Here is a 23,371-nt window from a genome sequence, read left to right as displayed (position 1 = left end):
CCTTTTTTCTTAGCATAATCTGATAGTTTCATGTGAACTGCAATGTAAACTTGTACTAACCATATTAGCAGTTGTTTGCAGTCATTTGCATATATTTTTTACAAAACTTTACAATACTGTGGAATTCATCGCGGATCCAACAAAAATGAGTAGCATCTTGTTCTTCTAGGGGTAAATGGGGATAAACACCGGCATGAACCAGCCAAATATCGCCTAAATCGAGGTAAAGAGGCAAGGTTTTCAGCCAATCGATGTGATCTTGCGGTATTTTGTGGTTATAGCTCACGAGAGTAGCATGACCGCCACTATAAAGCCAAGCCGGCAACATTTCCCCCATCATTCCTTGGCTGCCCAATACTTCTAGCAGCATCTGTTCATGATTGCCTAATAGACAACCATAGCGGTGTTGACGGACAAATTCAACCACTTCGGCGCTATTAAGACCACGATCAATTAAATCGCCCAAGAAATAAACCGTTTCCTTTTCTTGAGGCGCGATTGCTTCCATTAGCTGCAAAAGAGCATCGTATTGACCGTGAACGTCACCGATGATGATTCGACGGGAGGACATGGTGGTAGAAGTTGGGTATCTGTGTTATTGTCCCCGGAGCGGGACTAACTCTAATATGCGCTCCGGCGCTCCCCACTTCCCCACCGCCAATCCCTCTAAATGTTAAGTTAAGTATCGAAGAGCGTCCGTTTCATCACCTAGTAGTAATATAATCACTGAGTTATCAACTTTGATCCTTGAGTATGACTGCATTCACCACAACCCCCACCCTTGCTAATTTGCCCGCCAGTGACAGCCGTAGCCGTGTCAGTGAATTTATGAAATCCCTACAGGATGAAATTTGTCGGGGATTAGAAGAAGTGGATGGACAAGCAAAATTTATCGAAGATAGTTGGCAACGGCCCGAAGGTGGCGGCGGACGTTCGCGAGTTTTGCGGGAAGGGGCAATTTTTGAACAAGCAGGGGTGAATTTTTCGGAAGTTTGGGGGAAAGAATTACCTCCTAGCATTGCCAAACAACGGCCCGAGGCTGCCGGTCATCAATTTTACGCCACGGGAACCTCGATGGTTTTGCATCCTCGCAATCCTTATATTCCTACGGTTCACCTCAATTATCGCTATTTTGAAGCCGGTCCAGTTTGGTGGTTTGGCGGTGGTGCCGATTTAACTCCCTACTATGGCTTTGAAGAAGATGCTAGTCATTTTCACCGCACTTTTAAACAGGTTTGCGACCAACATCATCCCGAATATTATCCCGTTTTTAAACGCTGGTGTGATGAATATTTTTATCTCAATCATCGTCAGGAAGCCAGAGGCATCGGTGGGATTTTCTTTGATTACCAAGACGGTTTAGACCCTCTCTATCGCGGTCCTTTTGCCGAAAGTGATGCCGCTATCTATTCAGAAAAATTATCTCCCCAACAACCGCGCAACTGGGAAGAAATTTTTAGTTTCATTAATGACTGTGGCCGAGCTTTTCTACCCGCTTACGTTCCCATTGTCCAGAAACGGCACTCGACGGAATACGGTGACAGAGAACGTCAGTTTCAACTCTATCGTCGCGGTCGTTATGTAGAATTTAATTTAGTTTATGATCGTGGCACAATTTTTGGACTGCAAACTAACGGTCGTACCGAATCAATTTTGATGTCTTTACCTCCTTTAGTTCGTTGGGAATACTGTTATCAACCTGCACCAAACACCCCAGAAGCAAAACTCTATGATGTCTTCCTAAAACCACAAGATTGGGTTAATTGGCAAGGTTAAATCAGTTATCAGTTATCAGTTATCAGTTATCAGATTTGAGTTTTAAGTGGGCATTATGTATTAAGTGAGCAGTATTAAATAGCAGTTTCCTACTGTCTTTTTGCTGTTTAATGTTTACTGATCACTGTTTACTGATCACTGAAAATACTTCCCACACCCTTGTCAAGTAAATAAATCTAAAAATTTTGGCTAATTTTTGGACACCTCTCCATACTCGTCTGGAAACCACAGTCAAAAAGGGACAATTACTACCTAAAAATGCGTCTCTATTAGTGGCATTGTCGGCGGGTCAGGATTCCCTCTGTTTAGGTCAATTATTGCTGGATTTGCGCTCTCGTTGGGGTTGGCAACTAGCGATCGCTCACTGTGATCACCGTTGGTCTTACGACCGAGGATTAGTGGCTCATGTGCGGAAAATCGCCGAAATTTGGCAATTACCTGTTTATATTACCACCGCACCCCCCATGGCGGAAACGGAAGCCAAGGCCCGACAATGGCGTTATCAAGCTTTACAAACAATCGCCCAAGAACAGGGTTTTAATTATCTTCTCACGGCACACACGAGGAGCGATCGAGCGGAAACTTTTCTTTATAATCTCACGCGCGGGGCGGGTAGTGATGGACTTTCTGCCTTAACTTGGTGGACAAGTTTAACCCCGGATATTTTTTTAGTCCGTCCCCTCTTAAATGTCACTCGCGGGGAAACTTTCGCTTTTTGTCAAAGTCGAGAATTACCGATCTGGTACGATCGAGCTAATGAAAATTTACGCTATGCTCGCAATCGCATCCGTCGGGAATTATTACCCTACCTGCAAACTAATTTAAATCCCCAAATTGAAAAACATCTCGCCCAAACTGCTGAAATTTTGGAAGCAGAAAGCGATTATTTAGATAGTATTGCCCGGGATATTTTTCGTCAGGTTATCGATCTAGATCAACAAAGACTCGATCGCTCCCCTTTACAAATTCTACCTCTAGCGATACAAAGACGAGTGATTCGTTTATTTTTAGCTCAATATTTACCCTCATCCCCTAATTTTGCCGAAGTTGAGTCAGTGGTTAATCTCATTACTGGTGTTAATCGCGATGCCACTTCTTCCTTAACCGGCAAAATTCAGGTAGAAGTACAACAAAATTGGCTACATATCAGTTATCAGTGATCAGTTATCAGATTACAGTTTTAAGTGGACAGTGTTAATAGTAATACAATTAAACTAAAAATAAAATTGGCGGGGCATAATGAGCGAAACTAAAGTAATTAATCGAGAAAATTTACTGGTAAATCTCCGGCAACAACTGCGAGCCGGACAACAGGAATTAGCCGATTGGCAAGGGGGAAAAATGGCCATTTCTGCGGTGCCGGGGGCAGGAAAATCCCACAGTTTGGCCGTAGCTGCTGCCATGGTTATTGCTCGTGAGCAACTTCATGCTAAAAAACAGTTAATTATTGTCACCTACACGCGCTCGGCTGCCGCTAGTATTAAAGCTAAAATTAAACAACGCTTGCAAGATTTACAACTTTCTGCCCAAGGGTTCAGCGTTCAAACTCTGCATGGACTGGCCCTACAATTGGCCCGTCGTTATCCCGAATTATCGGGATTAGACCTCGAATCTTCTACCTTAGTTATTCCGACTCCTAGCCACAGAATTATTAGAAACTCGGTGGAAAAATGGCTAATTGCTGACCCAATTCGTTATCAAAAGTTATTAGAAGGAGTAGAATTTGATGGGGAAGAAACAGAAAGATTACGCCGTCAATCGGTGCTGAGAACCGAAATTTTACCTAGTCTTGCTTATGCGGCCATTCATGAGCTAAAAAGTTCGGGATTATCACCGCAGCAAGTCTGGGAATTAAGCCACTATAGCGACGATAATTATCAAATTCTCGCTATTGCTAGTGGTTTGTACCAACAGTATGAAATCCTGATGCGTCAGAAAAACTATATAGATTATGATGACATGATTTTAGGAGCCTTGCGAGTATTAGAGGAAGAAAAAATTCGCCGACAATGGCAAAAATCTGTCTTTGGAGTTTTTGAAGATGAGGCACAGGATTCTAGTCCTCTCCAAGAAAAACTAATTACTATTTTAGCAAAAAATAATGACGAGGAAATACCTAATTTAATTCGCGTCGGCGATCCCAATCAAGCCATTAATTCTACCTTTACCCCCGCCGATCCTGTTTACTTTAATTGGTTTTGTGAAAGTTGTCAAAGCGAAGGCAATTTATCGACTATGAACCAAGCAGGTCGCAGCAATACTAAAATTATTGAAGCTGCTAATTTAGTTTTACAATGGGTCGATCGAGATTGGAAACAGGGAAAAGATAATCATAAAGTTACCGAGGCTCCTTTTCGGGTTCAAGCGATTCTTCCCGTCAGCGCTGAAGATCCCCAACCTAATCCAGTTAAGGAGGGAAAAGGATTAGAAATTTATCAACCCGATGATATTTATCAAACAGTAGAATTAATTGAAAAACGTCTAGTTAAATTACTCCAAGAAAATCCTCAACATAATGCCGCTATCCTCGTTAGAGAAAATCGACAAGGACACTTTTTTGCTCAAAAATTTGCCCATTTTTATAAAAGTTATCAAATCAGAATTTTTGAAGCTAATGAGATCGAGCGCTTTTCCCAAATTCCCGCCGAAATGCTGAAACTATTGGCTTTTGTCGAACGTCCCCACTCTCCCGATTATCTCAAAGCGGCCTTAGAAGTGCTACAGTTGAGGGGTTTAATTACTGCCCAAGACTTAAATCCTTTAGTTACCTATCCCGAACAGTTTCTCTATCCCACTCCCCTCGATCCTGAACTGAAATCTAACGAAAAAATCGCCCGTCGTTATTGTTGCAGTTTACTAAAAGCTAGATTAGAATTACCCCATTATCAACTCCTGTCTTTTTTCGCTATGACTCTCCAATATTCGGGGTCAGAATTAGCCACTTTGCAAAAATTAACTGCCCGTATTTATCAGGAAACTGCTGGTAATAGTTCTCTCAAAAATACAATTAACACCCTTAATGAAATTATCGCCTCTGAGCGCTTTGAAGGAGTGGAAGAAGATAACGATGATTGTTATACTCGTCCCGGACAACTGACGATTATTACTATGCACAAAGCCAAGGGTTTAGACTGGGATTATGTTTTTATTCCCTTTCTTCATGAAGATATTATTCCTGGCAAACCTTGGGTACCCAATGGGGCGAAATTTTTGGGAGATTTTACCCTCGCAGAAGTGGCACGAGCGCAAATTCGAGCAGCGGTTCATCAACGCTATTTAAACCCCGACAGCATACCAATTATTCCCCCACCTTTAAGCGCTTGGTTAGAAGCTGGACAACTTAAAAAAGCTGAAGAATACCGACTTTTGTATGTAGCGATGACGCGAGCAAAAAGACTTTTATGGATGTCGAGTGAAAAAAAAGCTCCCTTCCGTTGGAACACTTTTCGCGGAGATGAAAGTAGTCAATTACAGGATAAAAATCCCTGTCCTGTCTTTCCTGTTTTAATCAATGCTTTCCCCGATTCTTTCTGTGTTTAACTGTTGCTGCATCGTCCGCGGATAAAGAATTAGGAAGACAAACCACCAGAGGAGTATAGGAATAGATAGGAGTAGGGTTAACCAGAGACGCTGAGTTAAAAACCAACACCCAGCAATTAGGGTAATTCCTGTCAATAAAATCGACCAAGGTTGACACCAACGGGGTTTGTGGTCCCAAACGCTACTAGATTTCGAGTTAGACATTGGTTAAGGATCGGTAATTTACTAACTTGATTTTATAGTGATCGAGCTTAAAAAACGCTTGGGAAGACCGAAAGAGTCAAAAATTACTCGATTTACTTATTTAAAAATAACTTCCCCCAATCATAGCCGCTAATAAAATAAAACCGACCCAAACATTTTGACCGAACATTTGACCATAAACTGGTTTGGGTAAATCCGATTGACGTAACAACCAGTATTGACGCAACCAAGCAATCGCCGCTAGAACCAACCCTAGCCAAAAAAAGGCTGATAACTGCATTTTTTGCCCCTCCCAAGCCAATAAACCTACTGTTATGGCAAAAAAGACCCCCACGGCTTCCGGGGCGTATTTGCCGAAAAATATGGCACTAGAGTTAATACCAACCTTGAGATCATCCTCTCGATCGGACAGAGCATAAATTGTATCAAATGCCAATGTCCAAAAAATCACCGCTCCCCATAATATAAATGTATTACTATTTAACGACCCAGTGACGGCACTCCAACAGATTAAAACCGCAAAACCCCAAGCGAGAGAAAGAACCAATTGGGGTACAGGAAAAAAACGCTTGGCGAGAGGATAGCAGATAATCAAGGGAACGGCGGCCACACATAGGCAAAAACTCAGGAAATTGAGATATAAAGCTAAAATTGCGGCACAAAAGAAAGCAATTAGAGCGATAATCAAACCAACCTTGATCGATAAAGCTCTGGCCGCTAAAGGACGGTTACGAGTGCGATCGACTTGTGGATCGATATCCCGATCCCAAAGATCGTTAACCACACAGCCGGCGGCGCTAGTGGCCAAAGTTCCCAAAACGATCACCCCGATCAAGGGTAGCGGTGGCACCCCGTCTGCCGCCAAAAATACCGCCCATAAAGCGGGAATCATCAAAATTAACCTACCGGCGGGTTTATCCCAGCGCAAGAGGCGAATAATCGTCATCCAAGTGGGTTCTAGATCGGGTTGGGATATAGTCATAATTTCTCGTAAAAAGTAGAAACTAGGAGTTAAGGGGATGTGGGGTGTGGGGTGTGGGGTTTTGGGGAGAAAATTAATTAATTTTGGCCAGTAGCTGCCTTTTGCCTTTTGCCTTTTGCCTTTCCTAACCAAGAAGTTAATTTTGCACGACTACTTACTTAACGTGATTACCAGCCCCAACTATTGGGAACGCCTTTAAATGGACCAACCACATCGGAGGTTATCCATCCCCCGTAAAAGTTGCCAGGCTGCGGTTGTACTAATTCCCCATCGGCATAACAAGCGCTCATTTTGGCGGGATAAAAAGCCAGATAATTCTTAATTGCTTGAAACTCTGGTGTTGGATCCGGATAATACCAAGCGACGTTAATTGCCTGTTGATCCCCAACGGTGATATTGTAATATCCCGCTAGACCTTTCCACTCACAAAAAGACTTTTCTGCTGTGGCTTGCAGGTATTCCATTTTAATATCTTGGGGCGGTAGATAATAAACTGGAGGATGACTGGTTTCTAGAACTCGATAACTGCTTTTAGTATCGGCAATTATCACCCCATTAAAGATAATTTTTAGGTGTTTAGGCGATAATTCTAGGCGCGGGGGACGAGGATAATCCCAGACGGATTCCTGTCCTGCTTTTGCTGGTATCGGTTGGGGACGAAACATAATTTTTCTTATATTATTCTCCGAGTCAGTATTCTCTGAGTCATTTCACCGTTTACTGATTACTGATTACTGATTGGGTGCATCTCCTATTGGTGACTTTCTCTGACATATAGGTGAGCAGCAGAAGTCATTTAAAGAGGGCGAATGCAATTCGCCCCTACAATAATAATATTATCGCACCAATGGTAGGGGCGCATCGCGTGCGCCCAAATGTAGTATAGATATTTCTACAAAATTGAGATGCACCCGATTACTTTTCACTGTTTACTGTTTACTGATCACTGAAAAGAGTTTTCTCAGGGTTTCCACTCGTTCTCGATTGACATTTAAATCCGATTCTCCTAACCGGGAGGCCGAGCGAACATCGATCGCATTTTTGCTAGGATTGAGAGAAAATTCCACATCATCGACAAATCCCATCCATTGACTGCTAAATTCGGCGTAGAGATAGTTACTATCTTGGTTAATAATTTTAGTTCTCGGTTGGGAGGCGATAATTTTAGCTAATTGCTCGATCGCTTTTTCACCGCTACCCTGATAACTAAGGGGTTCGATCGCATGAGCCTGATCCTGACTCTGACTACTAACACAATTAGGAGTGACCGGACAAGGGGCCAGTTTACCTTCCCTGACTCCCAAATAATCGGGACGATTACTGGCGAATAAACTGACGCTATCGGGAGCGATTAACCTAATTCCTAGCCAAATGAGCAGTATTCCTAGAAAAATAAACGGGGTTAGCCGGAAAGATTTTTTCACCGTGTCAGAAGTTTCAGTCATGCTAGTCTTACAGAATCACTTCAATTAACTTAACATTGATAGGTGTGACAATATCAGGAGATAGAATAAGATGTTTCTCGATGAATTACAACCCGTTGTTAAAGAACTGATTCAACAACCGATCGCTTTTTTCGGTGGTTTTGCCTCTGGATTACTGCGCTTGAAACTTTCGGACGATCCCCTCAAAAAATGGTTAGAAGAGCAGGGATTAGTCAGTTTTAACGACAATAATCAGGATAACGGCAACAGTCCCCAGTCGATCTCGATCGATTAGGAATCAGGGGTTCGCTGTTGGGGGTGAGGGTATTCTCCCATCCCCAAAACCCCCCGCTTACCACCCCATCAGCTTAACTTGTTGCTGAAAGTAGATAAATTTCCTCAGCTACTCGTTTTAATCTTCTTAATTGCGCTTCCATATCCTTTTTAGTCCATTTGGCGGCGAATTGCTGGAATCCCCACCCCACAACCGGATTAGGAATCGCAAACTCAAAACGATTGATTAAACAAGTGCCGTCATCATTGGGTTGACATTCCCAGCGATCGCAACCGCGAAAAAAGCCTTCAAATTGCCAGACAATTAATCCCGGTTCCCTCTCAATCACCGTACTTTTCAGCGTTGGCTGAATTAGGGGAATTTGAATCAAAAAACGACTTCTCCCACCGATATCGGTCTTCCAATCGCCGATAGGTTCACAAACTAACACCGGATTCAACCAACGACGCATTAACTCTAAATCCGTGATACAACGCTCCACCGTCGTGGCACTAGCTTTAATCTGAATTGATTGTTCAAATACTTGACAAGATGACATTGATCTGCTTATAAATTACTGGCTGAGAATTATCGGTAGTCGGACAAAAATAAAGTTAACTGTGCAGACAAGGCAACAGTAAGGGTTTCGGCCTTGGTTACATTTCTTAACATAGTCTTGTTTATAGCCTTTCTCATCAAGATGAAGTGTAACCTAATTTGCTATGGACGACCGGCGATCGACTCCCCAAAACGAAAACTTCCTACCTCACCATTAAGATAACTGCAAGCTCACTTTTTCACTAGCTTGAGCAACTCTCGAAAACGTTGGCGTAATCTCTCGATATTAACTGATAATAACATTGGTATCGAGAACAAAGCGTCTAGTCATCGCGTCTTCATCGGCCCGCGCCCTGTAGGGGCGAAGCATTCGGGCAGTAACCTATCGGTGAAACCGGAGATTTTCTATCCGAATGCTTCGCCCCTACTTTTTCAGCAAACCCTAAACACTTCCTGAGCGTTAGTAGCAATCTCGGCCCGTCGAGCTTCGATTCGGCGCTTGCGGATTAACTCACAAGTATGGAAGCCGTGATAAATTCTATGGAACACAAACAACACGAAAACCTATTTGCCTTGTCATATAATCATGTCTGTGCAATCTATTATTTTTGCCGATAAAAATTAAAAAATCCCGACTACAATGCCCCCTATGTGAATGATTAATTGAACAATTAAAACGCCTTAAAATAAAAACATTGCTTGGCTCAATAAATGCTGAACCATCAGTGGGATAGGCAGGATCAGGATTAGGTGAACTGAACGGACTAATATTTTTAGGTTTAGGCTCAAAAAGATATCTATTTCCATCCGAATAATTATCTTGACACCATTCATAAACAATATTATACATATCATTAGTAGTGCTTTCTCCGTTAAGAGCATAAACCCATTGCACTTCACTAGGCAGTTGATAGCTCTTTCCTGTTTTCTCTGACAATTTACCGCAAAATTCCTGAGCATTATCCCATGTAACTTGTTCTACTGGATGATTACTATCTCCTCTAAAATAAGAAGGGTTGTAAAACATAATAGACTCATATTGAGCCTGAGTAATCGGGTACTTACTCATCCAAAACCCCTTTAGTTTAACAACAGTGGGTTTATCGCCAAACAAAATAAAATCACCTGGGGGGATCGCAATCATTTCTAATTCAATTCTGTTGCGTAAAACTTCTGTAAAATTCTCCGTAATATTAGGCATACTAGATCTTAACTTCTCCTCCACAACCATCGGCTCCCCCAGCGCCGGTAAGTGGGGAATATTACCAAAACGATTCAATAATTGCCAACCTGCCAAAAGACTATTAATCCCCGCGCTTTGACTAGCATTAATCCCGTCCGCATCTTTAACCTTCTCTAGTAGCAACTTCAAAGACTCTAAAAACGGCTTATCTTCTTGATAAATGATCCGTTTCAAAAGCTGACAATCAGCGTCATTATCCAGATCAAAAATCTTGTCCGATGGGGCATCATTAGCCCGTAACCAATCGGAAAACGCCTTATTACCCTGCTCTAAAGCCAAATACTGATACTCACTCGGTAAATTAGCCAAAGATAACGCCAACTTCATGCGGATTTCAGGCAAACAAGAGGGAGCATCCGATTTTAAAGTATCGTAAAATTGCCCGTAAGCTTTGACCACGGTTGAAATTCCCATCTGCCAAAACTCCGACGTTAAAAAAGAATGATTCTTGTACTTTTCCAACAAATAGGGAATCAAGCTCGGTAACAAAGGTGTATTTTCCCAAGAATTTCCTAAAAAGAGAATATCCGCATAAAGTCCAATGACTAAACAGTGCCATACTGCCAAATACTCATAAAAACTCTTGTAATCTTGGTCGGTGATTTTATACTCTTTGCCGATTGGCAAGTTAGAAGTATCAATGCCATGCTTTTCTAACTCTTCTTTTTCTGCCAATTCTCTGTAGAAAATTTGTAAATTTTCTTCGTTCACTCCGCCCATATTTTTAATATAAGCTTCATCCTTACCCAGAGCTTGTAACTTCTGGCGAGTCACTTCCCACTCCAAAGCCCTTTTTTTCGCTGAATTATTCAGTAAATCAGCAACAGATTGACCAGATAAAATCGTCGCTTGTGTGTAAGAAACATCGCCCCCCGACCAATAACCCGCACGAAAATTGAGTTCCCCCAAGGGAATTTCAGACTCTAAAACTAAAATAGGAATACTTTTTAATTGTGCATGAAGCGCTTGCAGAGCCGACCCCCCGCCCCGTTTATTGGATTCCCAAGCTTTATCTAATAACTGGACAGGATATTGCTTACTATTCAAATAACCCTGATGAAGAAATTGCTCAATTTCCTTAGACAAAAACCCTTCATAACTAGCTTGATAGGGTTTGCCTGAACTGGGATCGTAATCTAAGCTAGGGGGTGCAAGTAGCACTTTTAAAGGCATTATGCCATGAGCGAAAGAATTTTCCAGTAAATCAGATGCTAAATTGGCGATAGGCGATTTATCTTCCCTAAGCCTTTCCCGCATTTGTATTAAAGCATTTTGATGCTGAATTTTGGTCAAATCACGCTGAAAATCTTGCTGTAACTGCAAAATATCATACTGAATCTTCTTTTCCTGCTCAAAACGCCATTTTTGAAAATCCAGATTTTTTTGATTAATCGCAAAGTTAACCTGCGCCCGAAAAGCCTCAATTTCCTTCGCTCTTTCGTGGTTAAGTTCAGCTAATTCTCTTTGAAATTCTTGATTTTCTCTTTGTTGCAATACGGAAAATTTTAATTGATTATATTGCAATTCTGCGGAATGCTTTCTACTTAATCGAGCAATTTCTTCGGAAGAATCCCGATTTAGCCGACTGATACTTTCAGAAGATTTACGATTTTCTGATGCTGACCAAGCATTATTTCCACTCGATACCAGCGCACTAAAAGCTGCACCACCGGCATAAATTAAGGCATCAGCAGCTATCTTATCTAAGGGCATATTTTAAAATTCTCCACAATAAGTTAATGATAATTACTTTTGAGCAAATACGAGATTTTTCAAGGCTGAAACTTAAACTTTTTTCGCCTGTTCCCTTAACTTTTGAGCTTCCGCCTGATATTTCTCAGATTCAGCCATCGCATTTTGGGCTTCTTTCCCATGACTAGAGGCATCTGACTGGTTTTTATGCTCACGATGCCAATCGGCTTCTTTACTGTGACTCTGAGAACTACTTAAACTATCATTAGCTTTTTTCTCTAGTTCATTGGCTTTACTTAATAACTCAGAAGCCGTCTCAGAACCAGATCGCTGTGAAAGATGATCCCAATGGGAAGTATGATCTGCGTGGGAATATTGATGGTCTGGGAAACTGTTAGCATGATGAAGGTGATAATCTGCTAAGTGCTGGTTCTCAAAACCTTGAGCAAAATGAGAAGGATGATCAACTTGAGAATATTGATGGTCTAATAAACCATTAGCGTGATGGGGTTGATAATCTGCTAAACCCTGATGCTCAAAAGCATTATGGATATGATGAGGCTCATAAATGCTGATATTAGATGGGACAAAGGGATCGTGGTGAACTCCCAAATTAGGGTCGCTTAACAAATCTTGGTGGTCGTGCAAATCCAGCGACGAATCCGCATGAGTATGTAAAGTGTGGGTAGTATCGGACTGATGAAGGTTATGATCAAAGGCTGGTAGATCCATGATGATATCTTGTCAGTGGAGGAATGAGTATTTATTTAGGCTAGGGAATAACTTGATCCAGATAAATTACCCCAATCCTAGCATATTTATTTTAGTCGAAGCCATCGGATTAGTGCAATGCGATCGCCATTTATCAAAGGATCGCCAAGTAATACTAAATCCAGTTATTAAAGACTAATTATTTAGGATTTGCTGAAAAACTTTTTGCCGCAAACCCTAACTATAGGCTCAAGCTCACTTTTTCACCAACTTGACAAATTCTCGAAAACGTTGGCGTAATCTCTCAATATTAGCCGATTTCCCGCCATAACGCCAATCAACGTAGGCGCGAGCAATCTCCTCGATAATATTCGCCACTGGCGGCGGTTGGACGCGGCGGGCGGCGGTGGCGTATTCTAAAGGGGTTTGAGCGGGATGTTTGCCATAACCGGCTTCTGTTAAGATTCCTAACATTTGCTGGTATAAACGCTCGATTGGTGGTAGTTTTGCTAACTTGCGACTCCTACGCCAACGATGGAACTGTCGCCATCCTAACCAACTAGCGTAGGCGAAGACGACCCCGACTAAACCGCCGAGAATTCCCCCGAAAAGACTGCCAGAAATAAAGCGCCATAACCAGGTCAATAACTGACCGATAGTAACGATAACATTTTCCCAAATCAGACCGAGAAAACCCGTGACTGGAGAGGGCAACCATCCGGCTACCCATTGCCAAAATTGCTTGAGGACGCTAAAAGGTTCCGCTTCCTCAAAGGATGGGGGAATTAATTCGTGGCCCGGGATAGGATCGAAAGTGTACCAACCGTAACCCGGGAAAAACACCTCTGTGATGGCGTAAGCGTCCGTATTTTGGACAACATAAAAGCCAGTGAAAGGATTAAACTGGCCAGGGGCAAAACCGGTGGCTAATCGGGCAGGAATACCGATCGAGCGTAACATAATCGTTAACACGGTGGAAAAATGATCGGCGTAACCCCCCTGAAAACGAAACAAAAAGGCCGAGACTAAATCCTCATTTTCGGCTAAAAAGGGCAAATCGGTTTTTAATTCGTAGTTTTGCTTCAATGCTTGGGCCAAATATAGGGCCTTCTCGTAGGGAGAGGTTAAAGGTGTGGGAGATTTGGCCAGCAATTCCTCGGTTTTTCGGCGGACTTTCGGGGCAATTTCGGCAGGAATTTGTAAATAATAGTTGAGAATAGACTTAGGGTAGGTTTCTGGGGCCGATCGCAGTTGGCTGCGATTGCGTTCCGGCACTTGTGAGATTACAGTATAAGTTAGCCCTTCTGCTAATCTTCCCGGCGACCTTAAGCTATTTTCTCGGTCCAGAGATACCTGTCGAGTGGGAAAAAAGAGAAACTGGGGCGAAGTAAGAGCAGGGATAATATTCGGTAAACTGGAGACAATGCTGTAGGTTTGGACTACCTGATGGGTTTTGGCTTGGGTTGCGGGTAGCGGCACAAAAAAGCGATAGGACCAACTACTGCGATTTAAATCCTCTAATTCTTGATCTCGCGAGATTTGCCACCCTTGACCAGTATAGCGATCAAAGGCCATGGCGCGCCAGAATCCGGGGGCTTGAGAATGTACCCGCATGACTGTCTGGGGAGTCATACTTCCTCGCAAATTTTGGTTAATTTGGCTGTTAAAACCGTAATAAAAGGTAGAATCTAACTGTCCTGACCCTGTAGTGGGACTATTACCGCCATTTACGCCACCATTCCCCGTTTCACCCTCGCGCACATAGCCGGGGTTAACGATTTGTCGGTCTCCCTGTTCAAAACCCTGATTTTCCATACCTGCTGGACTATTGACGGGAAAAGATTGAATTTGATAACCCGGAAAACGCGGCATCAGAGCAAAAATTGTCAATCCCAAGAGGAGAATTGTCAGAAAGAAAATCCCAAAACGTTTGGGAGAAAGGGGGGAATTTTGCGGGGAAACTAATTTTTTTGTGGCTAGATGCGGGGGTTTCCTTGAGAAGAAAGGGAGACTCTGATTGAGATTATCTAAACCTAAACGAGAACGATAGTCTAAAACTAGGGTAGGTAGGGATAAAAACAGAAAGAGGATTAACCAAGGCGCAAAAGCGAGGGTTTGGGAGATTGTCCCGGCGACTCCCAAGAGAATTAAACCGATGACCATAGAATACCCTAAATCTTTGCGTCGGGGCAGGTCAAAACTATGGAGAATTTGCAGTTGAATTAGTAATTGTGTTAGAGCAATACGACTATCCTGCATCGCAACGATATCACCCAAGAATAGCGCCAAAACTACTAACATTCCGATCGCTATACAAAATTTTGCCCCGATATTGCGCTTTTTCCTGCGTCGCCAACTCCAGATTCCGCCGATAATACTGAGAGGAACCGCCCAAAGACTGGTATAACTATCGGTAGCCACATCCGTGGCGATAATACCGACGATTACTAAAGCTTGCACCAGAATTCTTAAAATAATCGATTCCTCGGTTTCTGGTAGGGGAAAAGATTCTATCTTTTGCCAGAGGGTTTTTAAGGAAGGTCTTGGACGAGTGGCACTGCTAACCATAGGGTAAATTGGGAGAAGGACAAAGAAGTTAATTTTATGTTTCCCAGTTCTAATCTCGATCGCTCCATGGGGTAAAGTGTATTTTAGATGTCAGGAGATAGGAAAATAGGGAGATAGGGAGACGATAACTGATAACTGATAACTGATAATTGATAACTGATTACTGATTACTGACTACTGATAACTGATTACTGATAACTGATTACTGACCCATGATAGCCGTTACCAAGCCTGAAATTTTACCGTTACTTCATCCCCTGATTGGACAATTAGCCACAGCAATTCTGTCCCAGTGGGAAAATTATCTTGATTTGTCGCCCTTTGAGTTGCCGGAAGGTTTAGGCTATGTGGAGGGACGTTTAGAAGGGGAAAAATTGATTATCGAGAATCGCTGCTATCAAACTCCCCAGTTCCGCAAAATGCACCTAGAACTGGCTAAACTGGGCAATGGTTTGGATATACTTCACTGTGTCATGTTCCCCCGTCCAGAATATCCGCTGCCGATGTTCGGATGTGATATAGTCTCCGGCAAAGCGGGAATCAGTGCCGCTATTGTGGATCTTTCTCCCACCAGTGGCGATAAAACCCTCTCTAGTGCCTATAATCAAGCTTTAGCGGCTTTACCTGCGGCTAATTTCGCCCAGGCTCGTGATTTACCGCCTTGGGGTCATATTTTCTCCCAATATTGTCTGTTTATTCGTCCCGAAACCGCCGCCGAGGAACGACAATTTTTACAAAGAGTTACAGATTTCTTGACAATTCACTGCAAATGTGCTAAGGAAAGTCAGCCTCTTTCCGGGGAAGAAGCGCGCATTTATTTACAGGGACAACGGGATTATTGTAGTCAACAGCAAAAAAACGATAAAACTCGTCGTGTACTAGAAAAAGCCTTCGGTTGGGAATGGGCAGAGCTTTATATGACGGGGGTTCTCTTTGATTTGCCCGATTAAGTAGGGAGGCACAATTATTTGTAGGATGGGTTAATGGTATAAAACCCTACACCCCACACCCCACACCCTGCCCCCACCGAAAAACTTTTTTAGCAAACCCTAATTAGGCCAGAAGTCTCTTGAAACTTAACAATATTAACAGACAAGGACAGGAAAATAATTGCTAGATTGATTTAGGTACAGTCAAATGTAACCGCGAGAACAAGCGAAAAAAAGGCGGTTTTGCTAGGTAAAACCGCCAAAAAGCCCTAGCTTAATTTCTCGATTCTGACGATTAAATAAATATTAAAACAGCCGATGAATCTAACGAACTTTCCTTGGTTAACTGTCATCATCCTTTTTCCTATCGTCGCCGCTTTATTGGTTCCCATAATTCCCGATAAAGACGGTAAAACCGTGAGATGGTTTGCTCTGACGGTGGGATTAATCGACTTTGCCCTAATTATCTACGCTTTCTATAGCAGTTACGATTTCGCTAATCCCAATCTGCAATTAGTGGAAAGTTACCAATGGTTGCCCGAAATTGACCTAAGATGGTCCTTAGGAGCCGATGGCCTCTCCATGCCTCTGATTATCTTAACGGGATTTATTACCACTCTAGCTATCTTAGCGGCTTGGCCGGTGACTTTTAAACCGAAACTATTCTACTTCCTAATGCTGTTGATGTACGGGGGACAGATTGCAGTGTTTGCCGTACAGGATCTGTTACTGTTCTTCCTCGTCTGGGAATTAGAATTAGTCCCCGTCTATCTCATCCTCTCTATTTGGGGCGGTAAACGCCGTCTCTACGCGGCCACCAAATTTATCCTTTACACCGCCGGAGGCTCTCTCTTCATCCTTGTAGCGGCGCTGACGATGGCTTTTTATGGCGATACCGTCTCCTTTGACATGGTGACTATTGCCGGCAAGGATTTCCCCCTGAAACTGCAATTATTCCTCTACGCTGGTTTTCTGATTGCCTACGGGGTAAAACTGCCCATCTTCCCTCTTCATACTTGGCTGCCGGATGCCCACGGCGAAGCCACTGCCCCTGCCCATATGTTACTAGCGGGAATTTTGCTTAAAATGGGTGGTTATGCGCTCTTACGGATGAATATGGGGATGTTACCCGATGCTCACGCCGTTTTCGCCCCCGTTTTAGTGATTTTAGGGGTAGTTAATATTATCTACGCCGCCTTAACCTCCTTTGCCCAACGCAATCTTAAGCGCAAAATTGCCTATTCTTCCATCTCTCACATGGGATTTGTCCTGATTGGTATGGCTTCCTTTACCGATATTGGTACAAGCGGGGCGATGTTACAGATGATTTCCCACGGACTGATTGGGGCGAGTTTATTCTTTATGGTCGGTTGTACCTACGATCGCACCCATACCCTGATGTTAGACGAGATGGGCGGTGTCGGCAAGAAAATGAAGAAAGTTTTTGCCATGTGGACCACCTGTTCCCTCGCTTCCCTGGCTTTGCCCGGGATGAGCGGTTTTGTGGCGGAATTAATGGTATTTATCGGTTTTGCCACCAGTGATGCCTATAGTCCCACTTTCCGCGTTATTATCGTCTTTTTAGCAGCTATCGGTGTCATTCTCACTCCGATTTATCTCTTGTCCATGTTGCGAGAAATTCTCTACGGACCGGAAAATAAGGAATTAGAAGAACACCATGTCCTAGTGGATGCGGAACCCCGGGAAGTCTTTATCATCGCTTCTCTATTAGTGCCAATTATCGGCATTGGACTCTATCCCAAAGTGGCCACGACAATTTACGATGCTACTACCAATAAATTAACCGCCCTAGCGCGTAATTCTGTCCCCAGTTTGGTACAACAGGCAAAGGCAAAAACCCCTAGTTTCTCCCTTTATTCCCTAAAAGCTCCCGAAATCTAAGGAGTTATCAGTTATCAGTTATCAGTTACCAGTTACCAGATTTGAGTTTTAAGTGAGCAGTATTAAATCCCAATTTCCTCACTTCTTAACATTCAATTGATAATTTTTACTAATATTAAATCCGGTTATTAAAGAATGATTATTTATTCTCCCTTTTGCCTATTGCCTATTGCATGAGTGCCTCTCCTCATAACTAGCCTGTACTCAATGGATTTAGTATTATTATACTTTTAATTGATTGTGTGATTATTTTAATGCGATCGCTAACGAGTACAGCCTGGAGAATTATCAGAATTAGTCCCCACTGGAGCAATCGCGCCCAAAGAATATTAGGCGGTCGCAACGCGCTCGCTACGCGAGACCGCAACATAGCAAAATATAGGAGTTTAGCCCATGTCTAACGAAACCATGACTTATTCCCTAGAAGCTGTTCTGACAAGGATTGAGGGAAAAATAGACTCTCTACAAAGGGATGTTAACAAGCTAGAGATAGGACAATCGGAGTTAAAAGGGGAGATTAAAGCCTTAGGGTTTAAGGTTGAGGGCATCGATAAAAGATTAGAGAAAGTAAAAAATGAGCAATCTGTTTTAGTTAAGTCTGTTTCTGACTTACAGGGATTTCGGGGGTTAATTTTACCTCTGATTGTTGGGGGAATTAGTGCCGGTATCGGGGCAATAATCACCGTCAGCATCAGATTTTCTCTCCTCGGTGGCAACCCCTAAATAGCGCGGTCGCAACATAGCAAAATATAGGAGTTTAGCTCATGTCTAACGAAACCGTGACTTATTCCCTAGAAGCTGTTCTAACAAGGATCGAGGGGAAAATAGACTCTCTACAAAGGGATGTCAATCAAAAATTCGACAAAATTGATGAACGATTAACCAAAGTAGAAATAGGACAATCGGAGTTAAAAGGGGAAATTAAAGCCTTAGGCTTTAAGATTGAGGGCATCGATAAAAGATTAGAAAAAGTAGAAAATGAACAATCTGTTTTAGTTAAGTCTGTTTCTGACTTACAGGGATTTCGAGGGTTAATTTTACCTCTGATTGTTGGGGGAATTAGTGCCGGTATCGGGGCAATAATCACCGTCAGCATCAGATTTTCTCTACTCAGTGGCAACCCCTAAATAAGGCGATTGCAACATAGCAAAATATAGGAGTTTAGCCCATGTCTAACGAAACCGTGACTTATTCCCTAGAAGCTGTTCTGACAAGGATTGAGGGAAAAATAGACTCTCTACAAAGGGATGTTAACAAGCTAGAGATAGGACAATCGGAGTTAAAAGGGGAGATTAAAGCCCTAGATGAGCGACTAACCACAGAAATTAAAGGATTAACTGCAAGAGTCGCTAATCAGGAATTTACCAATCGAGGGATTCTAATCGCTTTGGTTGTTGCCATTTTAGGAGGGGCAGCCAAACTTTTTGGTTTTCTTCCCAATCCCTAACAGATATCTAATTAGGAAGTTGCCGTTTTCTTTTCACTGATAACTGAAAAATCCCTACCCTACCCAATCACCTCGTGTAAATCCGTCGGTGCGAGATTAGGATAAACCACTTCACCATCCTTAAACCAAATAATGCGCTGAGAGTGACGCGCCACATCAGCCTCGTGAGTTACCATGACGATAGTAATGCCACTGTTATTCAATTCTGAGAAAATAGCCATCACCTCTTGGGTAGTTTTCGAGTCTAGCGCCCCCGTCGGTTCATCAGCAAGTAATAATATGGGTTGATTGACAATTGCCCTAGCAATAGCGACGCGCTGCTGTTGTCCTCCCGATAATTGATTGGGTTTATTGTGCAGTCGATTATCTAATTTTACCTTCGTTAAAGCAGCGATCGCTCTTTCCTTTCTTTCTTGAGGAGAAACCCCACCATAAATCATCGGTAACATGACATTTTCCAGCGCACTCATCTGGGGTAAAAGATGGAATTGCTGGAAAACAAAGCCGATTTTACGATTGCGAATCTGAGCTAAATCCCCATCCGGCAGCGTGGAAACGTCCAGATTTTCTAGATAATAAGACCCCGAGGTGGGACGATCAAGACAGCCGATAATATTCATGGCTGTGGATTTTCCCGAACCTGAAGCCCCCATAATAGCGCAATATTCCCCTTTTTTTAGGCTTAAATTGATGTTATTGAGGGCTTTAACTATGGTTTCGCCACTGCCGTAGATTTTAGACACATTTTCGAGGCGAATAATTACCGGCTGATAGACTTCGGCTTTATCGTTGCGTTCGCTGAGAGAGGAAGTATCAAAACTCATGAAATAAATTCGTGGGGGCAGGGTGTGGGGTGTAGGGTGTGGAGTGTAGGGTTTTACCGATTTTCAGGGGGTCAATTACCTAATTTTCAGGCAAAAAGTGCCTAAATTTCCCCCCTGATCACTCCAAGGGCTGGCAGTTTTTGATTTCAAACAAGCTTAAAGATATTATCCAACAAGGTTTTTAGATTTATTCAGCAAGCCCTAAATAGAGATAAAACCAATAAATGCAGCTATTCTAACCTGAGCAATTCTCCATTCAAGCAACATCCTTGAGAAAACCGACTAAAGGCAAGAAAACTGGCGCTAAATTCGATCGAGCCACGGCTAAACAGGGATAGGATCGATCACTATAATTTTCCCCCACCTGCAAGGGAAAAATCTTTTCTCCTAAAGAGATAAATACTCCGCCAGCGGCCTGTAGAATTGCCCAAACCGCAGCAATATCCCAGACTTTCGGGGTTGCTTCCACTCCTCCCAAGACAGTGCCATCGGCAACCAAAAGCAGATTATAACTAGCCACTCCTATCATCCGCACTTTGCAGGGAAAGGGGTTTTTAAATACACCTGTACTACGAGCGCAGAGATTAAACAGATGATTTTTGCTGGGAAAATCGTCACTGGTGTGAATCGGTTGACCGTTGCAGTAGGCCCCCTCTGGACCGGTTAAACCCGTCTCACCGTACCAATAACCATAATAGGACTGTTTCAGGCAGGGGAGATAAACAAATCCGAACACAGGAGTCCCCCGGTAGAGAAGTCCCAGGGAAATGCCCCAGATGGGAATACCGCGAGTAAAATTAGTCGTGCCGTCGATTGGATCCACTACCCAAGACCATTCTTGATCCGGGAAAATATGGGTAGTTTCCTCGGTTAAGACTCCATGATCCTGGAAAGTGCGGGCAATTAATGATCGCAATTCGCCATCGGACCAACGGTCGGCAGCCGTCACTAAAGTCCCGTCTGCTTTATTGGTGGCCTGTAATTTGCCAAAATCAGCTACTAGGCGATCGCCCACCTGCTCGGTAGCCTGATAACAAAAGTCTAAAACCTGACTCCAAAAAGTTTCCATAATTTTCTCGTTCGTTTTCTAGTAGAATATTAGCTTAGTGTCTAAACTTAGGTAGTCGAGATTGAGCGCGGAAGCCCACCAAGAGATCAGACTAGCTACCCGTCTAGAAGCGATACTTTACCTAAAAGGGCAGCCTGTCCCCTTAACCGAGATGGTGACATTAACCAACAGCGATCGCTTGACGGTGGAAGATGCTATGATCGAGTTAATGTCCGATTATGCCCACCGGGATAGTGCCTTGGAAGTGGTGGAAACCCCCCTCGGTTATAGTTTACAATTGCGGTCAGCTTATCAGAATTTGATCGAAGACCTGATCCCGGCCGAATTAGGCACGGGAACCCTCCGCACTTTAGCAGCGATCGCAATAAAAGAACCGATTTTACAAGCGGATTTAATTAATTTACGCGGCAGTACGGCCTATCAACAGGTTCAGGACTTGGTAGAACGAGGATTTGTGAGAAAACGCAAGCAAAACGAAGGTAGATCCTATTGGTTAGAAGTAACCGATAAATTTCATCAATATTTCGAGGTTGACAATCTTAGGGAACAGGGTATTCTAGAAGCTACCGATCAGGAATAAGGAGGGAGAGGGTATATTAAGGGTAAATATTTCTGATCACTGAGCTAAACTTGAAGAAGATAGGGGGGACTTCGGGCAATCAAGAAGAGCGATTTGTTAACCTAGATCCAATAACCACTACAGCGTGGAAGTTCTGATGACTTTTAATCCTGATTTTTTTCCCTGGGAAACCGAAGAACAAAATGATAACTGTCTGATGCAGTATCTCCAGCAGCAGCATCCTGAAACCCTTGAGAGAATAGCCCAATCCGTCAGTAGCGAAATTAAAGATATTATCTCGCAAAACGTCAGGGGATTGGTGGGAATGTTGCCCTCAGAGGATTTTGCGGTACAAATTACCACCGACCGCGAGAATTTGGCGAATCTTCTCGCTTCAGCGATGATGACAGGTTATTTCCTCGGTCAAGTGGAGAAGCGCCATCATTTAGAATCAATTTTGTTAGCTACAGAATCAATTAAATTGGGCAAAAAACCAAAAATAGATTAATCCTCACCCCAAAAAGATAGAGACACTTTCATCGGTGTCTCTATCAGTTTTTAACCCCCTTTGGCAAAACTCACCATCACCAAAATCGAGAGCAGGATACCGGGGACAAGTAAACCCGCTAATAATCCAAATTCAGTCAGCGTCATAGGAGAATATGCCCAAAATTCCATCACTTCCCACTCTAACCCCCTCTTCCGGCCACCTCAACAAAGCTTAAGGAAAATTTAAAGCCTTTTATCGGTTTTTCTTCCTACACAAACCAAAGAGAGTCTTTTTGATGTGGGTAAGCGGTTTATAATTCTTTTTTCAGCGCCTCATATAAAGCTGAATAATCTTCCTCTGCTAATCCCATTGCTAAAGCTTTTTCCAGAAGGCTCTGTACTCCTGTTAGGGGAAAAGTGGTTAAATCTAACTTCTCCGATTCCTCTAAAAAGAGATTGACATCTTTGAGTAAATGTTTAGTGGGAAAGTTAGGGTTAGCATAATTTTTCTCTAACATTCTGGTTAATTTTTTGTCAAAAGTAGGCGCATATAAGGCACTTTGACGCAGGATAGTCATGAATTTTTCTAGATCTACTCCTTGCTGGGATAAAAAAGCTAAACTCAAAGCAAAAGCACTGGTTAGAGTGGCAATTAATTGATTTAAAGCTAATTTTAACGCCGCAGCGGTTCCCACTTCCCCGATTAACATCGGTTTTTGACCAAAATGTGCTAATAAATTTGACCATTGATGGAACTGTTTCTCCGTTGCTCCCACCATAACTAAGAGAGTGCCATTTTTAGCTTCGGGAATACTTCCTAACACGGGTGCTTCTAGATATTCTCCCCCTTTAGCCACAATTTGATCTCGCAGTTGTTTACTTTCAGAAGGGGCAATGGTTCCCATCTGGATAATAGTCCGATTATTGAAGTTAGATTGCTCGTAATTTAATCCTAAAACCTCTTGGATAGCGGCGGCATTAGTTAACATTAAAATCAGACAATCTGCCTCTTGAATGACTTGTTCAGGAGAGTTAACTGTTTTGGCTCCCAACTGCTGTAAAGGTGCTAATTTTTCTAAGGTGCGATTATAGGCAATAACAGAAATTTTCTGATTTAATAATCTTTCTACCATTGGCGTTCCCATTAATCCTGTTCCCAAAAATCCAACTTTCATAACTC

At 42.8% G+C, this 23,371-nt stretch carries 23 protein-coding genes and 1 pseudogene; 12 read left to right on the top strand and 12 right to left on the bottom strand.

The genetic code is table 11. The annotated features are described in order from the left end of the window. Window positions 1–112 precede the first annotated feature (112 nt). Window positions 113–571, bottom strand: a pseudogene (locus tag EWV60_RS11370) (metallophosphoesterase family protein); the annotation flags it as partial. Between the two features lie 182 nt (window positions 572–753). Between EWV60_RS11370 and hemF the strand changes: the two are divergent. From hemF to EWV60_RS11355, 3 genes are all read left to right on the top strand, one after another. Next, window positions 754–1,776, top strand: coding sequence for an oxygen-dependent coproporphyrinogen oxidase (hemF, locus tag EWV60_RS11365; protein WP_004159040.1), 1,023 nt, complete (start codon window positions 754–756; stop codon window positions 1,774–1,776). A 185-nt stretch (window positions 1,777–1,961) separates the two neighbouring features. After that, window positions 1,962–2,936, top strand: coding sequence for a tRNA lysidine(34) synthetase TilS (gene tilS, locus EWV60_RS11360; protein ID WP_287232324.1), 975 nt, complete (start codon window positions 1,962–1,964; stop codon window positions 2,934–2,936). A gap of 79 nt (window positions 2,937–3,015) precedes the next feature. Beyond that, window positions 3,016–5,316 (top strand): ATP-dependent helicase, encoded by a 2,301-nt coding sequence (locus tag EWV60_RS11355; RefSeq protein WP_287232322.1) that lies wholly within the window; start codon window positions 3,016–3,018, stop codon window positions 5,314–5,316. Here EWV60_RS11355 and EWV60_RS11350 read toward each other — a convergent pair. From EWV60_RS11350 to EWV60_RS11335, 4 genes are all read right to left on the bottom strand, one after another. After that, complete coding sequence (locus EWV60_RS11350) at window positions 5,281–5,520, bottom strand: DUF6737 family protein (protein ID WP_046662186.1); 240 nt, start codon at window positions 5,518–5,520, stop codon at window positions 5,281–5,283. The two genes, EWV60_RS11355 and EWV60_RS11350, sit on opposite strands and share 36 nt — an antisense overlap. A 100-nt stretch (window positions 5,521–5,620) precedes the next feature. Further along, window positions 5,621–6,502 (bottom strand): 4-hydroxybenzoate solanesyltransferase, encoded by an 882-nt coding sequence (locus EWV60_RS11345; RefSeq protein WP_287232320.1) that lies wholly within the window; start codon window positions 6,500–6,502, stop codon window positions 5,621–5,623. A 167-nt stretch (window positions 6,503–6,669) separates the two neighbouring features. Then, the gene (locus EWV60_RS11340; RefSeq protein ID WP_002735494.1) at window positions 6,670–7,167 is read right to left on the bottom strand and encodes a DUF427 domain-containing protein; all 498 of its coding nucleotides are present in this window, start codon (window positions 7,165–7,167) and stop codon (window positions 6,670–6,672) included. A gap of 264 nt (window positions 7,168–7,431) precedes the next feature. Next, window positions 7,432–7,947: a DUF1499 domain-containing protein gene (locus tag EWV60_RS11335; protein WP_287232318.1), complete on the bottom strand. Its 516-nt coding sequence runs from the start codon at window positions 7,945–7,947 to the stop codon at window positions 7,432–7,434. 70 nt (window positions 7,948–8,017) lie between these two features. Here EWV60_RS11335 and EWV60_RS11330 point away from each other — a divergent pair, with 70 nt between their 5' ends. Beyond that, window positions 8,018–8,221 carry a ssl0294 family protein gene (locus tag EWV60_RS11330; protein ID WP_002778572.1) on the top strand — a complete coding sequence of 68 codons (204 nt, stop codon included), beginning with the start codon at window positions 8,018–8,020 and terminating at the stop codon, window positions 8,219–8,221. Window positions 8,222–8,294: 73 nt separating this feature from the next. Here EWV60_RS11330 and EWV60_RS11325 read toward each other — a convergent pair whose 3' ends face one another. Further along, window positions 8,295–8,759, bottom strand: a complete 465-nt coding sequence (locus EWV60_RS11325) for an SRPBCC family protein (RefSeq protein WP_002736419.1) — start codon at window positions 8,757–8,759, stop codon at window positions 8,295–8,297. 246 nt (window positions 8,760–9,005) lie between these two features. On the opposite strand from EWV60_RS11325, the gene EWV60_RS11320 reads away from it, so the two are divergent. Then, window positions 9,006–9,215 (top strand): hypothetical protein, encoded by a 210-nt coding sequence (locus EWV60_RS11320; protein ID WP_287232316.1) that lies wholly within the window; start codon window positions 9,006–9,008, stop codon window positions 9,213–9,215. 81 nt (window positions 9,216–9,296) lie between these two features. On the opposite strand, the gene EWV60_RS11315 is transcribed toward EWV60_RS11320, so the two are convergent. From EWV60_RS11315 to EWV60_RS11305, 3 genes are all read right to left on the bottom strand, one after another. After that, complete coding sequence (locus EWV60_RS11315) at window positions 9,297–11,714, bottom strand: formylglycine-generating enzyme family protein (protein ID WP_287232314.1); 2,418 nt, start codon at window positions 11,712–11,714, stop codon at window positions 9,297–9,299. A 72-nt stretch (window positions 11,715–11,786) separates the two neighbouring features. Next, a complete protein-coding gene (locus EWV60_RS11310; RefSeq protein WP_287232312.1) occupies window positions 11,787–12,425 on the bottom strand; it encodes a hypothetical protein in 639 nt (212 codons plus the stop codon). A gap of 234 nt (window positions 12,426–12,659) precedes the next feature. After that, complete coding sequence (locus EWV60_RS11305) at window positions 12,660–14,972, bottom strand: transglutaminase TgpA family protein (protein ID WP_287232311.1); 2,313 nt, start codon at window positions 14,970–14,972, stop codon at window positions 12,660–12,662. A 212-nt stretch (window positions 14,973–15,184) separates the two neighbouring features. Between EWV60_RS11305 and EWV60_RS11300 the strand changes: the two genes are divergently transcribed. The 5 genes from EWV60_RS11300 to EWV60_RS11280 all read left to right on the top strand — a co-directional run bounded on the left by EWV60_RS11300 (window position 15,185) and on the right by EWV60_RS11280 (window position 19,250). Continuing rightward, window positions 15,185–15,922 (top strand): phycocyanobilin:ferredoxin oxidoreductase, encoded by a 738-nt coding sequence (locus tag EWV60_RS11300; RefSeq protein WP_287232309.1) that lies wholly within the window; start codon window positions 15,185–15,187, stop codon window positions 15,920–15,922. A gap of 297 nt (window positions 15,923–16,219) precedes the next feature. After that, window positions 16,220–17,803 carry a photosynthetic/respiratory NAD(P)H-quinone oxidoreductase subunit D1 gene (gene ndhD1 / locus EWV60_RS11295; protein ID WP_287232307.1) on the top strand — a complete coding sequence of 528 codons (1,584 nt, stop codon included), beginning with the start codon at window positions 16,220–16,222 and terminating at the stop codon, window positions 17,801–17,803. 393 nt (window positions 17,804–18,196) lie between these two features. After that, a complete protein-coding gene (locus EWV60_RS11290; RefSeq protein ID WP_287232305.1) occupies window positions 18,197–18,526 on the top strand; it encodes a hypothetical protein in 330 nt (109 codons plus the stop codon). A gap of 41 nt (window positions 18,527–18,567) precedes the next feature. Further along, window positions 18,568–18,930, top strand: a complete 363-nt coding sequence (locus EWV60_RS11285) for a DUF4164 family protein (RefSeq protein WP_072923549.1) — start codon at window positions 18,568–18,570, stop codon at window positions 18,928–18,930. A gap of 41 nt (window positions 18,931–18,971) precedes the next feature. After that, window positions 18,972–19,250: a hypothetical protein gene (locus EWV60_RS11280; protein WP_002735949.1), complete on the top strand. Its 279-nt coding sequence runs from the start codon at window positions 18,972–18,974 to the stop codon at window positions 19,248–19,250. A 59-nt stretch (window positions 19,251–19,309) separates the two neighbouring features. On the opposite strand, the gene EWV60_RS11275 is transcribed toward EWV60_RS11280, so the two are convergent. Beyond that, entirely contained in the window at window positions 19,310–20,074 is a 765-nt protein-coding gene (locus tag EWV60_RS11275; RefSeq protein WP_016516373.1) for an ABC transporter ATP-binding protein, read from the bottom strand. Window positions 20,075–20,330: 256 nt separating this feature from the next. After that, window positions 20,331–21,143: an inositol monophosphatase family protein gene (locus EWV60_RS11270; RefSeq protein ID WP_002737211.1), complete on the bottom strand. Its 813-nt coding sequence runs from the start codon at window positions 21,141–21,143 to the stop codon at window positions 20,331–20,333. A 61-nt stretch (window positions 21,144–21,204) separates the two neighbouring features. On the opposite strand from EWV60_RS11270, the gene scpB reads away from it, so the two are divergent. Next, window positions 21,205–21,723, top strand: coding sequence for an SMC-Scp complex subunit ScpB (gene scpB / locus EWV60_RS11265; protein WP_016516372.1), 519 nt, complete (start codon window positions 21,205–21,207; stop codon window positions 21,721–21,723). A gap of 136 nt (window positions 21,724–21,859) precedes the next feature. Beyond that, a complete protein-coding gene (locus EWV60_RS11260; protein ID WP_002735620.1) occupies window positions 21,860–22,210 on the top strand; it encodes a DUF760 domain-containing protein in 351 nt (116 codons plus the stop codon). A 292-nt stretch (window positions 22,211–22,502) separates the two neighbouring features. Here EWV60_RS11260 and EWV60_RS11255 read toward each other — a convergent pair whose 3' ends face one another. Further along, window positions 22,503–23,366 (bottom strand): NAD(P)-dependent oxidoreductase, encoded by an 864-nt coding sequence (locus tag EWV60_RS11255; RefSeq protein ID WP_287232301.1) that lies wholly within the window; start codon window positions 23,364–23,366, stop codon window positions 22,503–22,505. Between the last annotated feature and the right edge of the window lie 5 nt (window positions 23,367–23,371).

Source organism: Microcystis sp. Msp_OC_L_20101000_S702 (assembly GCF_007095705.1).
Lineage (GTDB): Bacteria > Cyanobacteriota > Cyanobacteriia > Cyanobacteriales > Microcystaceae > Microcystis > Microcystis ichthyoblabe_A.
Note: the sequence above shows the minus strand (reverse complement) of the source record. Positions and strands in the feature narration are given on the sequence as shown.

Bases quoted from the DNA above. Each gene is read 5' to 3' on its own strand.
- hemF (WP_004159040.1), top strand. From the start codon at position 754: ATGACTGCATTCACCACAACCCCCACCCTTGCTAATTTGCCCGCCAGT.
- EWV60_RS11355 (WP_287232322.1), top strand. From the start codon at position 3,016: ATGAGCGAAACTAAAGTAATTAATCGAGAAAATTTACTGGTAAATCTC.
- EWV60_RS11350 (WP_046662186.1), bottom strand. From the start codon at position 5,520: ATGTCTAACTCGAAATCTAGTAGCGTTTGGGACCACAAACCCCGTTGG.
- EWV60_RS11345 (WP_287232320.1), bottom strand. From the start codon at position 6,502: ATGACTATATCCCAACCCGATCTAGAACCCACTTGGATGACGATTATT.
- EWV60_RS11340 (WP_002735494.1), bottom strand. From the start codon at position 7,167: ATGTTTCGTCCCCAACCGATACCAGCAAAAGCAGGACAGGAATCCGTC.
- EWV60_RS11335 (WP_287232318.1), bottom strand. From the start codon at position 7,947: ATGACTGAAACTTCTGACACGGTGAAAAAATCTTTCCGGCTAACCCCG.
- EWV60_RS11330 (WP_002778572.1), top strand. From the start codon at position 8,018: ATGTTTCTCGATGAATTACAACCCGTTGTTAAAGAACTGATTCAACAA.
- EWV60_RS11325 (WP_002736419.1), bottom strand. From the start codon at position 8,759: ATGTCATCTTGTCAAGTATTTGAACAATCAATTCAGATTAAAGCTAGT.
- EWV60_RS11315 (WP_287232314.1), bottom strand. From the start codon at position 11,714: ATGCCCTTAGATAAGATAGCTGCTGATGCCTTAATTTATGCCGGTGGT.
- EWV60_RS11310 (WP_287232312.1), bottom strand. From the start codon at position 12,425: ATGGATCTACCAGCCTTTGATCATAACCTTCATCAGTCCGATACTACC.
- EWV60_RS11305 (WP_287232311.1), bottom strand. From the start codon at position 14,972: ATGGTTAGCAGTGCCACTCGTCCAAGACCTTCCTTAAAAACCCTCTGG.
- EWV60_RS11300 (WP_287232309.1), top strand. From the start codon at position 15,185: ATGATAGCCGTTACCAAGCCTGAAATTTTACCGTTACTTCATCCCCTG.
- ndhD1 (WP_287232307.1), top strand. From the start codon at position 16,220: ATGAATCTAACGAACTTTCCTTGGTTAACTGTCATCATCCTTTTTCCT.
- EWV60_RS11290 (WP_287232305.1), top strand. From the start codon at position 18,197: ATGTCTAACGAAACCATGACTTATTCCCTAGAAGCTGTTCTGACAAGG.
- EWV60_RS11285 (WP_072923549.1), top strand. From the start codon at position 18,568: ATGTCTAACGAAACCGTGACTTATTCCCTAGAAGCTGTTCTAACAAGG.
- EWV60_RS11280 (WP_002735949.1), top strand. From the start codon at position 18,972: ATGTCTAACGAAACCGTGACTTATTCCCTAGAAGCTGTTCTGACAAGG.
- EWV60_RS11275 (WP_016516373.1), bottom strand. From the start codon at position 20,074: ATGAGTTTTGATACTTCCTCTCTCAGCGAACGCAACGATAAAGCCGAA.
- EWV60_RS11270 (WP_002737211.1), bottom strand. From the start codon at position 21,143: ATGGAAACTTTTTGGAGTCAGGTTTTAGACTTTTGTTATCAGGCTACC.
- EWV60_RS11260 (WP_002735620.1), top strand. From the start codon at position 21,860: ATGACTTTTAATCCTGATTTTTTTCCCTGGGAAACCGAAGAACAAAAT.
- EWV60_RS11255 (WP_287232301.1), bottom strand. From the start codon at position 23,366: ATGAAAGTTGGATTTTTGGGAACAGGATTAATGGGAACGCCAATGGTA.